The following is a 19549-nucleotide window of genomic DNA, read 5'->3' on the forward strand; positions in this document are numbered from 1 at the left end:
AGGTCATTTACGGTCGTCTGTCAAAGGTTTTTTAAGGTCTCTATCTTGCGCTGAGGTCCGCATTCTGTCATAGAACATCCGAAATAGGACAGCCTTGCTGTCCTATTTGTGTCTGTCAGGGCCGATATTGACCAGGGCGGATGCAAGGGGCTGGCGGTGGCAGTCGCTATTTGCGATCCATCGGTGGAACGTGACCGTACTGCCCCTTCATGATACAAAACCACGCCGCGCGCCCGCGCACACCGGGTGAAGCCTTACAGGCGCGCAAGGCCAGACGATAAAAGTATCCGGAACGTGAAGCGTCGCCGCACCCGGCGGGGGCGAACGATGAGCCGGGATCAACCGCCACGGCGGCTTTGAAGGAGGAATGAAGATGGCAGACCTTTTACCATCTGTGACGGACGTTACCGCTTGTGAGGCTCGTGCCGAAACCAAGCCGGCCACCGCGCATACCTTTGGATTGCCGCCCAAACAGGGTCTTTACGATCCGCGCAACGAGCATGATGCCTGCGGCGTCGGGTTTGTTGCGCACATGAAGGGTCAGAAGTCGCACCAGATCGTGCGTGATGGCCTGTTCATGCTCGAAAACCTGACGCATCGCGGCGCTGTCGGCGCCGATCCCCTGATGGGCGACGGCGCGGGGCTGCTTGTGCAGATTCCCGACCGGCTGTTTCGCGAGGAGCTCGCCGCGCAGGGCCTCACCCTGCCCGCGCCCGGCGACTACGCGGTCGGCTTCGTCTTCATGCCACAGGACGAAACCCAGCGCGATCACTTCAAAAAGATCATCGCTGATGTCGTTGCCGCCGAAGGCCAGGTCCTGATCGGTTTCCGCGAGGTGCCGGTGGACAATTCATCCTTGTCGAAGGCACCGGAAATCGCCGCGACGGAACCCCGGCATGTCCAGGTCTTCATCGGCCGCGGCGAGGGCGTCGAGGATCAGCAGTCCTTCGAACGCCAGCTGTTCGTGCTCCGCAAGGTGATTTCCAACCGGGTTCACCACGAAGCCGAAAACGGTGACAAGGACTTCTACTTTGTCTCGCTTTCGACCCAGACGATCGTCTACAAGGGCATGTTTCTGGCCTACCAGGTCGGTGCCTATTACAAGGATCTGAGCGACCCGCGTTTTGAATCCGCGGTTGCCCTGGTGCACCAGCGGTTCTCAACCAACACATTCCCGTCCTGGAGACTTGCCCATCCCTACCGGATGGTCGCGCACAATGGCGAGATCAACACGCTGCGCGGCAACGTCAACTGGATGGCGGCACGGCAGGCGTCGGTGTCCTCGCCGCTGTTCGGCGACGATATCTCCAAGCTCTGGCCGATCTCCTACGAGGGGCAGTCGGATACGGCCTGCTTCGACAACGCGCTCGAATTCCTGATCCGCGGCGGCTATTCGATGGCCCACGCGGTAATGATGCTGATCCCGGAAGCGTGGGCCGGCAACTCGCTGATGAGCGCCGAGCGAAAGGCATTCTACGAGTACCACGCGGCGCTGATGGAGCCGTGGGATGGTCCTGCCGCCGTCGCGTTCACTGATGGCCGCCAGATCGGCGCCACGCTTGACCGCAACGGGCTCAGGCCCGCACGCTATATCGTCACCAGCGATGACCGGGTGATCATGGCGTCCGAGGCCGGGGTGCTGCCGGTTGATGAAAGCACGATTGTCGCGAAGTGGCGGTTGCAGCCCGGCAAGATGCTGCTGATCGACATGGAAGAAGGCCGGATCATTTCCGACGAGGAAGTCAAGTCGCGGCTGGCCGCCAAGGATCCCTACCGGGAATGGCTGGAACGCACCCAGCTCATCCTGGAAGACCTCAAGCCGGTCGAACCGCGGGCGCTGCGCAAGGATGTTTCGCTGCTCGACCGTCAGCAGGCCTTCGGTTATTCGCAGGAAGATACCAAGATCCTGATGGCGCCGATGGCGACCACCGGGCAGGAAGCCATCGGCTCGATGGGCACCGATACGCCGATTTCCGCCATGTCGCAGAAGTCGAAGCTGCTCTACACCTATTTCAAGCAGAACTTTGCCCAGGTGACCAACCCGCCGATCGACCCGATCCGCGAAGAGCTGGTGATGAGCCTGGTCTCCTTCATCGGGCCGCGGCCAAACATCCTTGACCACAAGGGTGCGGCAAAGAAGAAGCGGCTCGAGGTGCGACAGCCGATCCTGACCAATGGCGATCTCGAGAAGATCCGCTCGATCGGTCATACCGAGGACCGCTTCGACACCAAGACGCTGGACTTCACCTATTCGAGCGACAAGGGCTCGGACGGCATGAAGGCGGCGCTGGAGCGTCTTTGCGACCGGGCAGAAGAAGCCGTCACCGGCGGTTACAACATCATCATCCTGTCGGATCGGCAGATCGGCCCGGACCGGATCGCAATTCCGGCGCTGCTGGCGACCGCAGCCGTGCATCATCACCTGATCCGCAAGGGTCTGCGCACGTCCGTGGGCCTGGTGGTGGAATCCGGCGAGCCGCGCGAAGTGCATCACTTTGCGTGCCTGGCGGGCTATGGCGCCGAGGCGATCAACCCCTATCTGGCGTTCGACACTCTGCTCGACATGCACAAGCGCGGCGAGTTTCCGCCGGAAGTCGACCAGTACGAGGTTGTCTCGCGCTACATCAAGGCGATTGGCAAGGGCATCCTCAAGGTGATGTCGAAGATGGGGATTTCGACCTACCAGTCCTATTGCGGCGCGCAGATCTTTGACGCGATCGGGCTGTCGAGTGATTTCGTCAACACCTATTTCACCGGCACCGCGACCACGATCGAAGGCGTCGGGCTCGATGAAGTCGCATCCGAGACCGCCGAACGTCACCGCCTGGCATTTTCCAACGATCCGGTGCTTGCCACTTCGCTGGAAGTGGGCGGAGAATACGCCTACCGGATACGTGGCGAGGAACATGCATGGACACCCGATGCGGTGGCCACGCTGCAGCATGCCGTGCGCGGCAATGCCCAGGACCGCTACCGGGAATTCGCCGAGATGGTCAACCGCTCGACGCTCAGGATGAACGCCATTCGCGGCCTGTTCGATATCCGCACGGCGGAGGCCGCAGGGCGCAATCCGGTACCTCTTGATGAAGTCGAGCCCGCTGCGGATATCGTCAAGCGGTTTTCAACCGGCGCCATGTCGTTCGGATCGATCAGCCGGGAAGCGCATACGACGCTGGCGATCGCGATGAACCAGATCGGCGGCAAGTCGAACACCGGCGAGGGCGGCGAGGAGCCGGACCGCTACCTGCCTCTTTACGGCGGCGGCCGCAATCCGGAGCGCTCGGCGATCAAGCAGGTGGCCTCGGGCCGGTTCGGCGTGACCACGGAATACCTGGTCAATGCCGACATGATTCAGATCAAGGTCGCACAGGGCGCCAAGCCCGGCGAGGGCGGCCAGTTGCCCGGCCACAAGGTCGATGCGACGATTGCCAAGACCCGGCATTCCACACCTGGCGTCGGCCTGATTTCGCCGCCGCCGCACCATGACATCTATTCGATCGAGGACCTGGCGCAGCTGATCTTCGATCTGAAGAACGTCAACCCGGAGGCCGATATCTCGGTCAAGCTGGTATCGGAAGTCGGCGTCGGAACGGTTGCGGCCGGTGTGGCCAAGGCGCGTGCCGACCACATCACGATCTCCGGCTATGACGGCGGCACCGGCGCATCACCGCTGACCTCGCTCAAGCATGCCGGCAGCCCTTGGGAAATCGGCCTGGCCGAAACCCACCAGACGCTGGTGCTCAACGGCCTGCGGTCGCGCATCGCGCTGCAGGTCGATGGCGGGCTCAAGACCGGCCGCGACGTGATTGTCGGCGCGTTGCTCGGAGCCGATGAATTCGGCTTCTCCACCGCTCCGCTGATTGCCGCGGGCTGCATCATGATGCGCAAGTGCCATCTCAACACCTGTCCGGTGGGCGTGGCGACGCAGGATCCGGTTCTGCGCAAGCGCTTCAAGGGCACGCCCGAGCATGTGGTCAACTACTTCTTCTTCATCGCGGAAGAAGTGCGCGAATGGCTGGCTGCGATGGGCTATCGCAATCTCGACGAGATCATCGGCCAGTCGGAACTGCTGGCCAAGGATGGCATGATCGAACACTGGAAGGCCAAGGGTCTCGATTTCAGCAGGATCTTCTACAAGCCCGATGCGCCGAAGGAAAAGATCTACTGGACCGAACGGCAGAACCACCCGATCGCGGATATTCTCGACAGGAGACTGATCGAGAAGGCAATGCCTGCGCTTGAAAACAAGGAAAAGGTCGAGTTCGACGTTGATATCAAGAATGTCGACCGTTCGGCCGGTGCGATGCTCTCGGGTGAAGTTGCCAAGCGGTACGGCCACAAGGGCCTTCCGGAGGACACCATCTCGGTCAAGCTCTCGGGAACCGCGGGACAGTCTTTCGGTGCTTTCCTCGCTCATGGTGTGACCTTCGATCTGTCCGGCGACGCCAACGACTATGTCGGCAAGGGGCTTTCGGGCGGCTGCATCATCGTACGCCCGCCGGAGAACTCATCGATCACCGCGGAAAACTCGATCATCGTCGGCAACACCGTGCTCTACGGTGCGATCGAGGGCGAGTGCTACTTCCGCGGCGTTGCCGGCGAGCGCTTTGCCGTGCGCAACTCGGGCGCCATCGCGGTGGTCGAAGGCGTGGGCGACCATGGCTGCGAATACATGACCGGCGGTCTGGTGGTCGTGATCGGTGAGACCGGCCGCAACTTTGCAGCCGGCATGTCGGGCGGCGTTGCCTATGTGCTTGACGAGGCCGGCGATTTTGCCAGCCGCTGCAACATGGCGATGGTCGAGCTCGAGCCGGTTCCCGAGGAGGACGATATCCTCGAGAAGCTGCATCACCATGGTGGCGATCTGGCACACAAGGGCCGGGTGGACGTTTCGGGCGACATGACCCGGCATGACGAGGAGCGGCTGTTCCAGCTGATCTCCAACCACATGCACTACACCGGGTCGACCCGCGCCAAGGAGATCCTCGACAACTGGGCGGACTATCGTCCCAAGTTCCGCAAGGTGATGCCGGTCGAGTATCGCCGCGCGCTTGAGGACATGGAACGGATGCGCATGGGCGTGGCGGCGGAGTGAGTTCGATGATCACATCAACCACAAACACGATCGAAGGCCGGGAGATCACCGAGTACAGAGGCATCGTCACAGGCGAGGCCATTCTTGGCACCAATATCTTCCGCGATATCTTCGCCGGCATTCGCGACATTGTAGGCGGACGCTCGGGCGCCTACGAGAAGGCACTGCGCGAAGCACGGGAAATCGCGCTTGACGAGATGCAGGACGAAGCGCGGAAACTGGGTGCGAATGCCGTCATTGGCATCGATCTCGACTACGAAAATATTTCAACCGGATCCAGTGGTTCGATGCTGATGGTATCAGCATCGGGGACTGCGGTCGTCATCCGGTGAGGGAGTAGACTATGGGTAAGGTAACGGGTTTTCTCGAAATCGACCGGCAGACGGCGAAGTATCAGCCGGCGTCTGACCGGATTCGCCATTTCCGCGAGTTCACCATCCGGATGAGCGACCAGGAGGTCCAGAAGCAGGCGGCGCGCTGTATGGATTGCGGCATCCCCTATTGCCATGGTCCGACCGGGTGTCCGGTGCACAACCAGATCCCCGACTGGAACGATCTGGTCTACAACAACAACTGGGAAGAGGCGATCCGCAACCTGCATTCGACCAACAACTTCCCCGAATTCACCGGCCGCATTTGCCCGGCGCCTTGCGAGGAAGCCTGCACACTCAACCTCGAGGACGCGCCGGTCACGATCAAGACGGTGGAACAGGCGATTGCCGACAAGGCCTACGAGATGGGCTTCATCGTGCCGCAGCCGGTGACGGCCAAGACCGGCAAAAAGGTGGCAATCATCGGATCTGGACCTGCAGGTATGGCTGCCGCGCAGCAGCTCGGTCGCGTCGGGCACGAAGTGCATGTTTATGAGCGCGAAAGCCGCCCCGGCGGCCTGCTGCGCTACGGCATTCCTGACTTCAAGATGGAAAAGCACTTCATCGACCGCAGGATCGAGCAGATGGAAGGCGAGGGCGTCACCTTCTTCTGCAACGTCAATGTCGGCGTCGACAAGAGCATGGAAGAGCTGCTCGGAACCTACGACGCGGTGCTATACACCGGCGGTTCGGAGAAGCCGCGTGATGTGGGCATTCCGGGTGCCGACCTGGTCGGCGTGCATGATGCGATGCCTTACCTGGTGCAGCAGAACAAGCGCGTTGCGCGCGAGAGCATCGACAATATCGGCTGGCCGTCGGATCCGGTGCTTGCCGGGGGCAAGCATGTGGTCGTAATCGGCGGCGGCGATACCGCGTCCGACTGTGTCGGCACTGCCTTCCGCCAGGGCGCGGTCAAGGTTACACAGCTCGACATCCGGCCTCAGCCGCCGGAGAAGGAAGACAAGCTCGCTGTCTGGCCCTACTGGGCAACGAAGATGCGCACATCGTCCTCACAGGCAGAAGGCGCCGTTCGCGAATTCCAGGTCGGGACGCTGGAGCTGGTGGGTGAGAACGGCATCCTGGCCGGCGTCAAATGCTGCCAGGTGGATGAAAAGCGCAAGCCTGTGGCGGGCACCGAATTCGTCATCAAGGCGGACCTGGTGTTCGTGGCGATTGGCTTCCGCGGAGTTCTCGACACGGGTGTGGTCAGCGATCTGGGCGACCGCCTGTCGATGGACACCGACAGGCGCGGCTCGACCAACGTTGCCGCCAACGAGAAAGACTACCGGACTTCCGTCGACAAGCTCTGGGCTGCAGGCGATGTGCGCCGGGGTCAGAGCCTGGTGGTCTGGGCTATCCGCGAGGGACGTCAGGCCGCGCGGGAAATCGATCTGAGTCTGATGGGCGCCACCGACCTGCCGCGCTGACCCCGCAAACACTGAATACCACGAAGCGCCCGGCCGGAGACGGTCCGGGCGCTTTGCGTGAGAGCGTCAGGCGCTGTTCTTTTGTGAATTCGGGCGTCATGCGGGGTCCGCAGCTGGGCAGGCGATTGCGGAGAAACGCTCAGGGGTCGGTTCGCGGCCAGGCGAAGTTGTCGACGCGCCCCTGTGGCGGTTCGGGCAGGGTGCCGTCGAGCACCAGTTGATCGCGGGGCGAACGTACAAGCCCCGTGGTCGAGGGCATTTCACCGAGCAGTGCCGAACCGCCGTCGAGTGCCGGATCGGTCATGGCTACCGGCATTGTCCGCATCACCGCCGCGGCGTTCTCCCCGGGTGCCGGAGGCATGAAGATCTCCGGAAAACTGGCTGAATCGATCGAGGAGACACCTTCAGCTGCGGCATCGCCCAACAGTCTTCTGATCGACTTCTCTGCATAAAACGCGATCTTGCGGCGGCCGGCTGCAGTCACGTTGATGCCATCTGATCCGCGAAGCCTGACCTGTTGTCCGTTGATGTCGGATCCAGTGAAGATGAACTTGCCATCTTCATCGACAAATCCGTCCCAGATATCGATGAATTCGCCGCCTGCCTTTTCAATCTGGGCACGGAAGACGCTGTTGAGCGCAACCATGTCTGTGCTCATCGAAGGTGACTTGAAGGCCGGCAGACCAATCCACAAAAGCGGGGTGTTGCGGCCTCCCAATGCATCGATGAGTGAGCGGGTGCGCCGTTCGTACTCGGCGAGCCAGTTGGGGGAGCGGACTGCTTCCCGTTCGCCATTGACCAGCATCTGCTGGCGGTCGTTGGAGCCGAGCTGCACCACGATGATCGAGGGCTGGACCTCTTCCACGATACCGCGCGCCTCTCCGGGCCAATCATAATAGTCGTCGCGGACCAGGCCGGAGGAGCCGTTGGAGCGGTCGACCACGACCACCCCCGGAGCCTGGGCAAAGGCCGCGCTCAGCCCGTCCGCCGTGCCGCCGGCGAGGAAGTCCCCGACGAGGAGGATCTTGCGGGCGTTCTCGAGCTTTTCAACGACCGGTTCTGGCGCAGGGGCCGCGCTGCGAGGTTCGGATCTCTTGACACGGCTGGTCCGCTCGGGCTGCGGAGCCTCGGACTTGCTCGAGTTTCCGCCGCCAAACAGCAGCTGCAGAATGGATTTCCGTTCAACGCGTTCCTGCGCTGCCGCAGGTTCCACCAGATGCAGCGCAGCCATACCCGTTACCGCAGCAGCGAGTACAACAACTGTCTTGCGCAACAAGTTCAGGCGGTGGAACACGCGGAAATCATCTCCTGCTGGGCAGTTTGCCCCGTTGGTTCAAGCCGCGCGCCGGTCGTCAGTAGCGGCGGATCGCGTCGAGTATCTTCTGCGATGGAATCGCCTCGCCGGTCAACCCGGCCCTCGACTGGAACGCCGCTATGGCAGCGCGGGATCCGGAACCGAAATTGCCGTCGATTTCGCCGTCATAATATCCCAGTTGCTTGAGCCGGGTCTGCAACTCGAACTTTTCCTTCACATCGAGGGTGCCCGCGGGCCGTGGCCAGCGCTGGTCAACACCGCCAAATCCGGCAATCTCGTCAGCCAGAACACCCACGCCGAGAGCGTAAGAATCGGAATTGTTGTAGCGCTTGATGACAAAGAAGTTCTTCGTCATCAGGAAGGCAGGGCCATTGGCACCGCCTGGCATCTTGAGTTCGGCACGGCGGTCGCCTACCGGAAAACCCTTGCCGCCGGGCCGCGCGAAACCAAGGGCCGCCCATTGCGACAGGGTCTTGGTCTGGCCATCGTACTTGGCGCCGCCACGCGGAGCTATGGCCTCATAACCCCAGGTTTCGCCGGTGCGCCAGCCGTTCTTCTTGAGAAGGTTTGCCGCCGTGGCCAGCGCATCGGGGATCGAGTTCCAGATGTCGCGATGTCCATTGCCGTCTGCATCGATTGCGTAGGCAAGATAGCTGGTCGGAATGAACTGGGTGTGACCCATGGCGCCTGCCCAGGACCCGGTCATTTCCCTGGTGGTGACGTCCCCCGACTGGAGGATCTTCAGGGCCGCAACAAGCTGTTGGCGTGCGAACTTTGCCCGCTTCCGATCGGCATAGGCGAGGGTTGCAAGCGCCTGGGGCACGTAATGCAGACGATCGGTCTTGGTAAGGATTTCCCCGTAATTGGATTCCATCGACCATATCGCCAGCAGAACCGATGCCTCCACCCCGAAATGGCGCTCAAGGGCAGACAGTGTCCTGGCGTGCTTGGCGCCCATCTCGCGTCCCTTGGCAATGGTATAGGGGTTTACACGGGAATCGAGATAGTCCCAGACCTTGGTGGTGAATTCGGGCTGATAACGAGCTTTTTCGAGCACCACTGGATCTGGAGCGGTCACGCCCCTAAATGCTGTCTCGTAGGTCGAGCGCGAAATGCCTTCCTTGGCGGCGGTGCTGTAGAAGCCCGAGACCCATTTCTGGAAGCCGGCATCGGCCTTTGCGGACATCGGGGCAAAAACACCGGCAAGGAGGAAAAGGCTGGCGGCGCGAACAAATTTCCTGGGTGATCGGATCATATTCCAAGCATCCTGTGGTTTAGGGCAATTGCGGGTGACTGATTGACGATCCTATCACCCCAGCCGTCAACAAATCGTTTACCATGTTGCATGCCCCGGTCTCGGCGTTTGCCTCTTCCTAACAAATGGTGCGTATTGGCCAGCAAGCGCCGGGATGCACCGGGAAGATCATTTATGAAGAATGAGGAAAATAGATGACGAAAATACGTAAAGTCAGAAAAGCCGTCTTGCCAGTTGCAGGCCTCGGGACCCGGTTTCTTCCCGCAACCAAGGCCGTGCCGAAGGAGATGCTGACCGTCGTCGACAAGCCAGTGGTTCAGTATGTTGTCGAAGAGGCCATGGCTGCCGGCATCGAACACTTCGTGTTCGTCACCGGCCGCAACAAATCCGTCATCGAGGACCATTTCGATATCCAGCCCGAGCTCGAAGAGACCTTGCGGGCGCGCGGCAAGACGGTGGAGTTGAAATCCTTGGAAGACATGCTGCCGACAGCGGGGGCCACCAGTTTTACCCGGCAGCAGGCCCCGCTGGGTCTGGGGCACGCGGTCTGGTGTGCCCGCGATATCGTCGGGGACGAACCGTTTGCCCTGTTGCTCCCGGACATGGTGATGCGCGACAGCGTCGGCTGCCTGTCCGGCATGGTGGACCTTTACGAGAAGGTCGGAGGCAACATTGTCGCGGTCGCGGAATGCGATCCGGCGCTGGCGCACAAGTACGGCATCGTCGGCAAGGGCGAGACGCTGGACGGCGGCTTCCGCATCACCGAGATGGTGGAAAAGCCGGCTGAAGGCACCGCGCCGTCAAACTTCTACATCAACGGGCGCTACATCCTGCAGCCGGAGATCTTCGATATCCTGTCGAAACAGGAACGTGGTGCCGGCAATGAAATCCAGGTGACGGATGCGATGCTGAAACTGGCGGACCAGCAGCCGTTCTCGGCCTATACATTTGGCGGTGAAACCTATGACTGCGGCTCCAAGGCCGGCTTCATTCTGGCCAATGTCGCCTTTGCGCTAGACCGGGAAGACATCAAGCCGGATGTGGCCGCAGAGTTGAAGGCCCTGATCTCAAGGGTCTGAATGCAGCATGGAAGAGGTGTCGGGAGCAGGCGGGGTTCATTGATCCCGCCAGTTGCTACCGCCGAAGCTTGAGACCAAGCCCGATGCGGGTGGTTTCCTCATCGGTCGCGCCAGGTTCCTCGGTCCGCTCGTAGCTGGCGTCGGCTTCCAGATCGAGATAGCGGTTGACGCTCCAGGTCAGGCCGACCGATGCGCCGTAGCTGCGCTGGTTGGAGCGGCCGCTTCCGCTGTCGTAGTCGCGATAGCTCGCGGTTGCGCCCAGCCGGGCGACCACGTCGCTGCGGATCTGCTGGGTCAGGGTCGAATCAAGCTCATAGACGATGGCGCCCGATTGTCCGGCAATGGTGGCCGATTCGAGGGTGGTGGCCAGCCCGAAATTGACGTCGGTTCCACGTGCCGGGGACCAGTTGAGCTCCCCGTTCGCACTCAAGCCGGAGATATCCGCCAGATTGTTATCGTCCAGGGTGCGGAAGACATAGCCGGCGGCAAATTCGCCCGAAAGCTTTTCGCCTAGGTCGACTTCTGCCCCGGCGCGGACGGCATAGGTGTTGGAAGAGCGTTCGGCGCCGGTTGAATCGACTCGCTGGTCGTACTTCTCCCGGCCGATCGATGCTTCCAGAAATGGCACCAGTGCTGGCGACAGTTCATAGCCGATGCGGCCGGTCAGATTTGCCCCGAGCGTGTCGCGGTCGTCGGCGGAAATGCTGGTGCCGTCTGGCAGCGTGGCGTTTCCGTACATCCTGCGGGTGACTTCGAGCCCCGTGGTTCCGCGCAGAAGCCCAAGGTTCTTCTGAAGGCCAATGCTGGCCCGCAATTCGTGAATGCCGGACTGTGTGGACGCGCCTGATATGGCGTTGGGGTCTGTGCGGCTTTCCTGAGAATAGCTGTATCCTGCGCCGAGGCGTGCCGTGATGTCGTTGACCAGATCGAGATCGAGCCGCGCGTTGATGTCGGCGCTCGGGGATTCGGTGCCGGTCCCGGAAATGTTTTCCTGCCAGGTTCCGGTTCCGTCGATGCTCAATTGATGACGCGACCAGTCGGATTGAAGGGTTCCGGACAGGCTGGTCTGGCTGTAGGTGCGGCTTGTTTTCGAGGTTCCGAAACGCACGGCTTCGCGGATGATGCGCTGGTCGAGCGTCGGGCGCAGGGTCAGAGTTCCGATGGCAAATCCCGGCAATTCGGCTGCACCCGACGAGGAATCCAGTGGCAGGCCGTCGATGGTGCCCACACGTTCGTTCTGGCGGGCAAGGCTGGCAGCATAATCCTGATCGGCCTGGCTGAGACCTGTCGGAGAGCCGATGGATCCGGTCAGATCTTCCGACGATGCATTTGCGTCAAACCCGCCCGCGCCGGTCGGCCGTGCGCTGGTTGCGCCCAGGCTCCCCGCATCGCCGACCCCGGATGATGATATGGCGCCCGTCGGGCGGGCCGCAGGGAGGGCCCCGTAAAGCGTCGAGGCCGCATTGGCCGTACCTGTGACGCTGCTGCCGGTGGTGCCGCGCAACTGATAGGGTGATTCCGAGGCACCTTGATTTCCAAATGTCTGCGATGCGGCCGGAGAGAGTGCCGACAGGACACAGATTGCCGACACGCTGACCCGAAAGCCGTTGCGACCAACCGCCAGTCGAGTTTGTGCCGTCTTGATGCGGTTGCGCATGCGTGTCGGGTTCCGGACTTGTCCAAATCTTGTCAAAGCGTAAACACTTGTGGTTAACGCAAGGTTTCGATCGGCAGCTTTGCTGATCACTGATGTGGTTGATGGACACGCAAGCGGCTAAGGGGTATTCGGGCCAGATGAAGAAGATCCTGCCAGACTTTACGAACACCGAGATCCTGGCCTCGGCCGTTCGCACCATCCAGACCGAGAAAGCCGGGCTCGAGGCGCTTGCTGTTTCGCTCGATAACGGATTGGCTGAAGCTTTCGCCAGGGCGGTCGAAACCCTTGGAGTGATCTCCGGACGGGTCATCGTGACCGGCGTCGGCAAGAGCGGCCATATCGGTGCGAAGATCGCGGCGACAATGGCTTCCACCGGGACGCCGGCGCATTTCGTCCACCCCGCGGAAGCCAATCACGGCGACCTGGGCATGATTGCCAAGGACGATGCAATCATCGTGCTGTCGTGGTCAGGTGAAAGTGCCGAGTTGAAGGGCATTCTGGCCTATTCGCGCCGCTTCGGAATTCCGCTCATCGCCTTTACGGCAGGCGCGGATTCCGCGCTCGGGCGGGAGGCGGACATCGTGCTGCTGCTGCCGCGCGAGCAGGAGGCCTGTCCGCACGGGCTTGCGCCCACAACCTCGACACTCATGCAACTGGCGCTTGGCGATGCGCTTGCGGTTGCCCTGCTCGAAGCCAAGGGATTTACCGCGGGCGATTTTCACACGTTCCATCCGGGCGGGAAACTCGGTGCGACGCTGGCGCATGTGGCCGATGTCATGCACATCGGCGATTCGGTTCCGCTGGTTCCGTCGGGAACACCGGCGCCAGAGGCGATCATGACGCTGTCACAGCGCAAGTTCGGCTGTGTCGGGGTAACGGGGCCGGACGGACGCCTTATCGGCATCGTCACGGATGGCGATGTGGCCCGCAATCTGGGCCGCAACCTGGTCGATCAGCCGATTGATGCGATCATGACGAGCCAGCCCAAGACGATCGCGCCGACCGCGCTGGCCAGCACCGCGATGGCGATTCTGAACAAGAATTCGATTGGCGCGTTGATGGTGACCGACCAGAACCTGTCACCGATCGGCATCGTCCATTTCCACGATCTGTTGAGGATCGGCGTCGCCTGATCAGGCCCGTTCGACAGTAAGCCCGCCGGCCTGAGCCGTGGTGATGCGGACCCGCGTGCCGGCCGGCAAGTCGGGGCCCTGAACGATCCAGGTCGTGTCATCGAGCCGGATCCGGCCCTTGCCTTCGGAAATCGGGTCTTCCAGTGTTGCGGTGCGGCCTACCAGTCCTTCGACGCGGCGGTTGAGCATGGGCTGATCGCTTTCCGCGCTGGAAGCGGAGATGCGGCGGCCGATCATGGCGAAAGCGAGGGCGAGGGCGGCAAAGACGACCAGCTGGACCTGCCACCCCCAGAAAGCGGTGCCCCAGAGCGGGAACGACAGGACGCCGACCACCATGGCCGCCAGTCCGACCCAGAGCAGGAAGACACCGGGGATCAGGATCTCGAGGCCGAGAAAGACCAGTCCGATGATCCACCAGCTCCACGGACCGAGCTCGGCGACGATGCTGGCGATCATGTTTCCTGGTCTCCCTGCGGAGCGGCAGGATATCCCGGTGTTGTCGTCGAGCGCGGCTGGCGTGGCGGCTGGCCGGGCGTGCGCCTTGCAACCGGCGTGGCGCCATCGCCGCCATCCTTGCCGAACACTTCCTGCGCGATCGCGCCGATCCCGCCCAGAGAGCCGATCAGCGAGGAGGCTTCCAGCGGCATCAGGATCACCTTCTGGTTGGGTGCCGATGCAATCTGGCCCAGCGCTTCGGTGTATTTCTGCGCGACGAAATAGTTGATTGCGGTGATATCGCCCTCGGCAATGGCGGTCGACAGCATCTGCGTCGCCTTGGCTTCGGCTTCCGCCAGGCGTTCACGGGCTTCGGCATCCCGGAATGCTGCGTCGCGCCGGCCTTCCGCCTCGAGAATGGCGGATTGCTTGGCGCCTTCGGCACGCAGGATCTGCGCGTTTCGCGAGCCTTCGGCTTCAAGCACATCGGCGCGTTTCTCACGCTCGGCCTTCATCTGACGGCCCATGGCCTCGACCAGATCGAGCGGAGGCGCAATATCCTTGATCTCGACGCGGGTGATCTTGATGCCCCAGGGCGCGGCGGCCTGGTCGACGACGCGCAGCAAGCGGTCATTGATGGCGTCGCGGTTGGACAACAGCTCGTCAAGATCCATGGAGCCCATCACCGAGCGGATGTTGGTCATGGTCAGGTTGAGCAGCGCCTGTTCGAGATCCGATACCTGGTAGGCCGCTTCCGCCGCGTTGAGCACCTGGTAGAAGGACACGGCATCGGCGGACACGGAGGCGTTGTCGCGGGTGATGACTTCCTGGGTGGGAATGTCGAGCACCTGCTCCATGATGTTGATCTTGCGGCCGATGCGGTCGACGAAGGGAACGATGATGTTCAGGCCCGGCGTCAGCGTCCTTGTGTAACGCCCGAAACGCTCGACGGTGAAGGCAAAGCCCTGCGGTACGGTCTTGATTCCTGAAAACAGAACCAGGATCGCAATGACAACGACGACGATGACCGTGATGTCCAGTCCCAACATGCCCGTAGACCTCCTCTGCCCTGATCCGGCGTGGCGGTTGCTGCAGCCACGCCAAAACAGGTAGTGGGTCTTGTCAAGGCTTGCAATCTTCCAGGGCGATTATCTTGCCTGCCGGTTTGCGCGTCGGAACCGTGGCAGCCGACAGGCACCCGGCTTCAGACCCAGCCCTGAAGCTCCCGGCGGACGATGGTTTCGAGCACCTGCATGCCGCCATCGCTGTCGTTGAGACATGGGATGTGGGTGAACTGCTCGCCGCCGTTCTCGTGGAAGATCTCGCCTGCTTCGCCGGCGATTTCCTCGAGCGTTTCAAGGCAATCGGAAACGAAGCCAGGGTTGATCACGGCAATGCGCTTGACACCGTCCTTGGCAAGCTTCTCGACGGTCTTGTCGGTGTAGGGCTGCAGCCATTCTTCCGGTCCGAAGCGGGACTGGAAGGTGGGCATCAGCTTCTCCTTGGACCAGCCCAGCCGTTCACGCACCAGCCGCGCCGTCTTCAGGCACTGGCAGTGATAGGGGTCACCCTTGAGGAAGTAGGACTGCGGAATTCCGTGGAACGAGGCGAGCACGATTTCCGGTTCCCAATCGAGCCCCGCGAGATGGGTCTCGATCGACTTTGCGATCGCCTCGATATAGGCGGGATCGTCGTGATAGGGCGGCACGGTCCTGAGCGCCGGCTGCCAGCGCATGTCCATCATGGCCTGGAACGCCTTGTCGTTGACCGTCGCCGTGGTCGCCGCTGCATATTGCGGATAGAGCGGGAACAAAACGATGCGGTCGCAGCCGGCATCCTTGAGCGCGTTGAGCTTGTCCGGGATGGAAGGCTGGCCGTAACGCATCGCCCAGTCGACCATGACCGAAGGATGGGAGGCAAGGACGGCGCCGAGCTTGTCGGACTGGTTGCGCGTGTAGGTTCTCAGATAGCTCTCATCGAGATCCTTGTTCCAGATCTCCTCGTAGGCCTTGCCGACGCGGCCCGGGCGGGTGTTGAGAACAATGCCGAACAGGATCGGGTACCAGAGGAAGCGCGACCATTCGATCACGCGCCTGTCGGTGAGGAATTCCTTGAGATAACGGCGCATCGAGGTGAAGTCGGTGCCATCGGGCGTGCCGAGGTTGACGATGAGAACGCCAATCTTCTGGATTTTTACCGGCGGGTGTTGCGCCGGAAGCTCGCCAATGGCCCGGCTGGTCTCGTCGGACATAATCGCATGAGTGTTCAAGGTCGCGTCCAATTCTCTGTTTTCTCGGCAGTGCACAATCGTTGGGACGGAACATAGCGATGGAAGCCGACAAATCAATCATCGGGCAGGCGTATATTGATCTTTGAGCATATAAAAAGGGCCCGGAGATCCGGGCCCTTGTTGTTTGGTCGGGACAAAAGCCTACTCGGCCGGGATCGACAGGGTCTCGCCAACCACCAGATCCTTGGCCGTGGCCGAAGGATTGGCTTCGGCGATCTTGGTCCACATGGTGGCGTCGCCGTAATAGGTTCTCGCGAGATCCCACAGTGTGTCGCCGGCGGCGATGACATGCTGCTTGCCGGGCATCGCGGCGGTTTCAGCGGCCGTTTCCTCGCTCGGCGCGGCTTCTTCGGAAATCATCGGCGCCGAAGTGGTCAGATCCTTGAAACCGGGCAGGGGCTCGGGCATCGTAACTGCTTCAGCCGCAGGAGCAGCTTCCGCGGCTGCGGGCGCGGCTTCTTCCATCGGCTTTTCCGCAGCAGCCATCACACGGCCTTCGGTGAATGGCGTGTAAGGATTGTTCTTGGCCAGATAATCGGCAACCACCTGCTCAAGGCCCGGGCCGTAGTCATAGGCATTCATGCCGCCGGACTTGAACACTGCGTAACCATCACCACCACCACGCATGTAGTTGTTGGTTGCCACCATGTAGACGGCTTCCGGGTCGATCGGCGCGAAACCATCGCCCTGCTTGACCTCGACCGAGGTGATGCGCGAACCGGGTTCGGCGGTCTTGTCGAAGCTATAGCGAAGGCCTGCGACCTGGGGAAAGCGGCCGGCGCCTTCCTCGACCTGGCCGACGCCGTTTTCGAGTGCCGCGACCACGTCGGAGCCCTTGAGCTCGAAGGTCGCCAGGGTGTTCTGGAAGGGCAGCACGGTGAGCACTTCACCCATGGTGATCTCGCCGGTGTCGATCGATGCACGCAGGCCGCCGCCGTTCTGGATGGCAATGGTCACGCCCTGATCGCCAACGCGGTCGAGCATGGCGTCGGTGACGAGGTTGCCCATTTCGCATTCGCCGGCGCGGCAGGTATCGCGGCTTCCGTCGATATCCGCAGTGGACGCGGAAACCACCTTGGTCTTGAGTTCTTCGATCGGGGCGCCGAGCTCGCTGACGCGTGCCGCGAAAGCCTCGTCGGGAGTGACGCTGGCATCGAGCAGGTGCGGATCGCCTTCGGCGGTGACGACCTTGCCGGTATCATCGAAGGTCACTTTCACTTCGCCGAGATACTTGGAATAGGCGTAGGCCTGGACGATCGGTACGGCGACGCCCGAGGGATTGTTGACCATTGTCGGGTAGGGGCCGGCAGCGCCGTCGTCGGTGTTCGACAGAAGCGTGTGGCTGTGACCGCCGACGATGACGTCGATCCCGTCGACCTGCGCCGCAATCTGCTGATCCTTGGGGAGGCCCACATGGGACACCAGCACGATCTTGTTGATGCCCTCTTCCTCGATCTGAGCAACGGCGCCCTTCAGGTAGTCGATTTCATCGAGGATGAGAACCGAGGGGCCGGGAGAGGAAGTTTCAACGGTGTCCGCAGCAAGCACGGAGAGCAGCGCGATCTTCTCGCCGCCGATTTCCTTGATGATGTAGGGCTTGATCCGGTCACCGAGCACCGAATTGGCGCCGCTGATGGTGTTGCCGGAGATGACCGGGAACTCGACCATGTCGATGAAATCGCGCAGGCCTTCGGGGCCATCGTCGAACTCATGGTTGCCGACGGCCATGGCGTCAAAGCCGATGCCGTTCATGAATTCTGCCGCGGCCTTGCCCTTGTAGGTCGAGTAGAACAGCGAGCCCTGGAACTGGTCACCGGCATCAAGCACCAGCACATTGGCGCCCTCGCCGGTCAATGCGTCGCGGCGTTCGTCGATCTTGGTCTTGACGCGGGCGATGCCGCCAAAGCACTTGCCTTCCGTCTCGTCCTCGGAGGAGCAGGTCGAATCGAACCTGTTGATCGACTCGATGCGTGAGTGCAGATCGTTGATGTGCAGGATGTTGAGCGTGTAATCGGCAAATGCCACGCCTGAACTCAACCCGAGGGCCGAGACCGACAACAACGCGTGCTTGATGAATCTGTTCATTGAGAACTCCCTGTTTCGCAGCTCAAGGCGTGCCAGAATACCGTCTTCGCGGTTACCCACGGCAGGCTTGAAGTGATGGTTTCACTATCGGCTTGGAACTTCAAGTGCCCGATGCTGCCGTGCGGAAGATTTGGCTGGATTCAGGCCGAGTAGTCGCGTTCGTCGGCAATCACCTTGCCGTCGTTTGGCAGACTTGACGGGGCCACGATTTCCACTGTGCCGCGCAGCTTGGCGATGGCTGCCAGGGTCTTCGCGATCTTGTCCGCAGCAGGAGCGGCGCCAGTTGCGGGCTCCACCAGCAGGGTCATCACGTCAGTATCGTCCGCGCGGCTGACCACGAGGCGGGCGCGGGAGATTTCGGGATGTGCCTTGAGGATTTCGGCCACCTGCTTGGGATCGACGAACATGCCCTTGACCTTGGTGCGCTGGTCGGCGCGGCCCATCCAGCCCTGAATGCGCTGGCCGGTGCGGCCGCAGGGCGATGTTCCGGGCAAGATTGCCGAGAGGTCACCGGTGCCGAAGCGGACCAGCGGATAACCTGGGTTGAGGGTGGTGACGACGAGTTCGCCGACCTCGCCCTCGGGCACGGGATCACCGGTACCAGGCCGGACGATTTCCACGATCATGTCCTCATTGACGATCATGCCGGGATGCGGCGCGCCATTGGCGTCCGCGCTCTCATAGGCGATCACGCCGAGGTCGGCGGTCGCATAGCTCTGCAGCACTGAAACGCCTCGGTCGCTGTAATACTGGCGCAGCGACGGAAACAATGCCCCGCCGGACACCAGTGCGCGCCGGATTGAAGACAGATCGCTGCCGAGTTCGTCGGCTTTCTCGAGAATGGTCTTGAGATAATCAGGGGTTCCGGTGAAGCCCGACGGCTTGAGCCGGACAGCGGCGTCAAGTTGGGCTTCGGTGTTGCCGATGCCCGCGGGAAACACGAGGCAGCCCAAAGCCCGTGCACCTTCGTCAAGAATGAAGCCGCCGGGGGTCATGTGATAGGCGAGGCTGTTGTGAACCAGGTCACCCGAACGAAACCCGGCTGCAAACAGGGCGCGGGCAGAGGCCCACGGGTCGACACCAAGGCCCTGTGGTTCCCAGACCGGGCCGGGAGACATGAACACGCGGTTGCCCTTGAGCGCATCGGGATCGGCAAGACCGCCAAAGGGGGGATTGGCTTCCTGCATCTGCATCAGGTCGGGCTTGCGCAGGACCGGAAGCCTTGCCAGTGCGGCGCGATCGACCAGGCTCGCGGGATCGGGGTTGCCGAGCCATGAGGCAAGAGCCGGAAGCCGCTTGAGACTGCCGGTCAGCAGCTTCCTCAGCCCATCGAAGGTTTCCTGTTCACGGACGTCCGGCGCGCGCGTTTCGCGATCATCGAAATGGCTGGTCATGAAAAAGGCCTGT

At 61.8% G+C, this 19549-nt stretch carries 13 protein-coding genes; 5 read left to right on the top strand and 8 right to left on the bottom strand.

Annotated features, from left to right (window positions below):
* Window positions 1-373 precede the first annotated feature (373 nt).
* The 3 genes from gltB to SPHINGO391_RS03315 are packed head-to-tail and all read left to right on the top strand — an operon-like array spanning window position 374 to window position 6893.
* Window positions 374-5095, top strand: a complete 4722-nt coding sequence (gltB, locus tag SPHINGO391_RS03305) for a glutamate synthase large subunit (RefSeq protein WP_152007492.1) — start codon at window positions 374-376, stop codon at window positions 5093-5095.
* Window positions 5096-5100: 5 nt separating this feature from the next.
* The gene (locus tag SPHINGO391_RS03310) at window positions 5101-5427 is read left to right on the top strand and encodes a heavy metal-binding domain-containing protein (RefSeq protein WP_152007493.1); all 327 of its coding nucleotides are present in this window, start codon (window positions 5101-5103) and stop codon (window positions 5425-5427) included.
* Between the two features lie 11 nt (window positions 5428-5438).
* Complete coding sequence (locus SPHINGO391_RS03315; protein ID WP_152007494.1) at window positions 5439-6893, top strand: glutamate synthase subunit beta; 1455 nt, start codon at window positions 5439-5441, stop codon at window positions 6891-6893.
* 139 nt (window positions 6894-7032) lie between these two features.
* Here SPHINGO391_RS03315 and SPHINGO391_RS03320 read toward each other — a convergent pair whose 3' ends face one another.
* Window positions 7033-8124: a DUF459 domain-containing protein gene (locus tag SPHINGO391_RS03320; RefSeq protein ID WP_152007495.1), complete on the bottom strand. Its 1092-nt coding sequence runs from the start codon at window positions 8122-8124 to the stop codon at window positions 7033-7035.
* Between the two features lie 121 nt (window positions 8125-8245).
* A complete protein-coding gene (locus tag SPHINGO391_RS03325; protein ID WP_152007496.1) occupies window positions 8246-9463 on the bottom strand; it encodes a lytic murein transglycosylase in 1218 nt (405 codons plus the stop codon).
* A gap of 194 nt (window positions 9464-9657) precedes the next feature.
* Between SPHINGO391_RS03325 and galU the strand changes: the two genes are divergently transcribed.
* Window positions 9658-10542, top strand: a complete 885-nt coding sequence (gene galU / locus SPHINGO391_RS03330) for a UTP--glucose-1-phosphate uridylyltransferase GalU (protein WP_152007497.1) — start codon at window positions 9658-9660, stop codon at window positions 10540-10542.
* Between the two features lie 55 nt (window positions 10543-10597).
* Here the strand turns inward: galU and SPHINGO391_RS03335 are convergent, their stop codons facing one another.
* Window positions 10598-12199, bottom strand: coding sequence for an outer membrane beta-barrel protein (locus SPHINGO391_RS03335; RefSeq protein ID WP_152007498.1), 1602 nt, complete (start codon window positions 12197-12199; stop codon window positions 10598-10600).
* A gap of 137 nt (window positions 12200-12336) precedes the next feature.
* On the opposite strand from SPHINGO391_RS03335, the gene SPHINGO391_RS03340 reads away from it, so the two are divergent.
* Window positions 12337-13332 (top strand): KpsF/GutQ family sugar-phosphate isomerase, encoded by a 996-nt coding sequence (locus SPHINGO391_RS03340; protein WP_152011406.1) that lies wholly within the window; start codon window positions 12337-12339, stop codon window positions 13330-13332.
* On the opposite strand, the gene SPHINGO391_RS03345 is transcribed toward SPHINGO391_RS03340, so the two are convergent.
* The 5 genes from SPHINGO391_RS03345 to SPHINGO391_RS03365 form a co-directional block, all read right to left on the bottom strand.
* Entirely contained in the window at window positions 13333-13788 is a 456-nt protein-coding gene (locus tag SPHINGO391_RS03345; protein WP_152007499.1) for an NfeD family protein, read from the bottom strand.
* Window positions 13785-14816: an SPFH domain-containing protein gene (locus tag SPHINGO391_RS03350; protein WP_244615101.1), complete on the bottom strand. Its 1032-nt coding sequence runs from the start codon at window positions 14814-14816 to the stop codon at window positions 13785-13787. The genes SPHINGO391_RS03345 and SPHINGO391_RS03350 overlap by 4 nt, the downstream gene beginning before the upstream one ends.
* Before the next feature lie 155 nt (window positions 14817-14971).
* Window positions 14972-16018: a ferrochelatase gene (gene hemH / locus SPHINGO391_RS03355; protein ID WP_152011407.1), complete on the bottom strand. Its 1047-nt coding sequence runs from the start codon at window positions 16016-16018 to the stop codon at window positions 14972-14974.
* 180 nt (window positions 16019-16198) lie between these two features.
* The gene (locus SPHINGO391_RS03360; protein ID WP_152007500.1) at window positions 16199-18142 is read right to left on the bottom strand and encodes a 5'-nucleotidase C-terminal domain-containing protein; all 1944 of its coding nucleotides are present in this window, start codon (window positions 18140-18142) and stop codon (window positions 16199-16201) included.
* A gap of 140 nt (window positions 18143-18282) precedes the next feature.
* On the bottom strand, window positions 18283-19536 hold the full coding sequence (locus SPHINGO391_RS03365) for an AMP-binding protein (protein ID WP_152007501.1): 1254 nt from the start codon (window positions 19534-19536) through the stop codon (window positions 18283-18285).
* Window positions 19537-19549: the final 13 nt, after the last annotated feature.

Source organism: Hoeflea sp. EC-HK425, assembly GCF_902498795.1.
In the GTDB taxonomy this organism is placed as follows: domain Bacteria; phylum Pseudomonadota; class Alphaproteobacteria; order Rhizobiales; family Rhizobiaceae; genus Hoeflea; species Hoeflea alexandrii.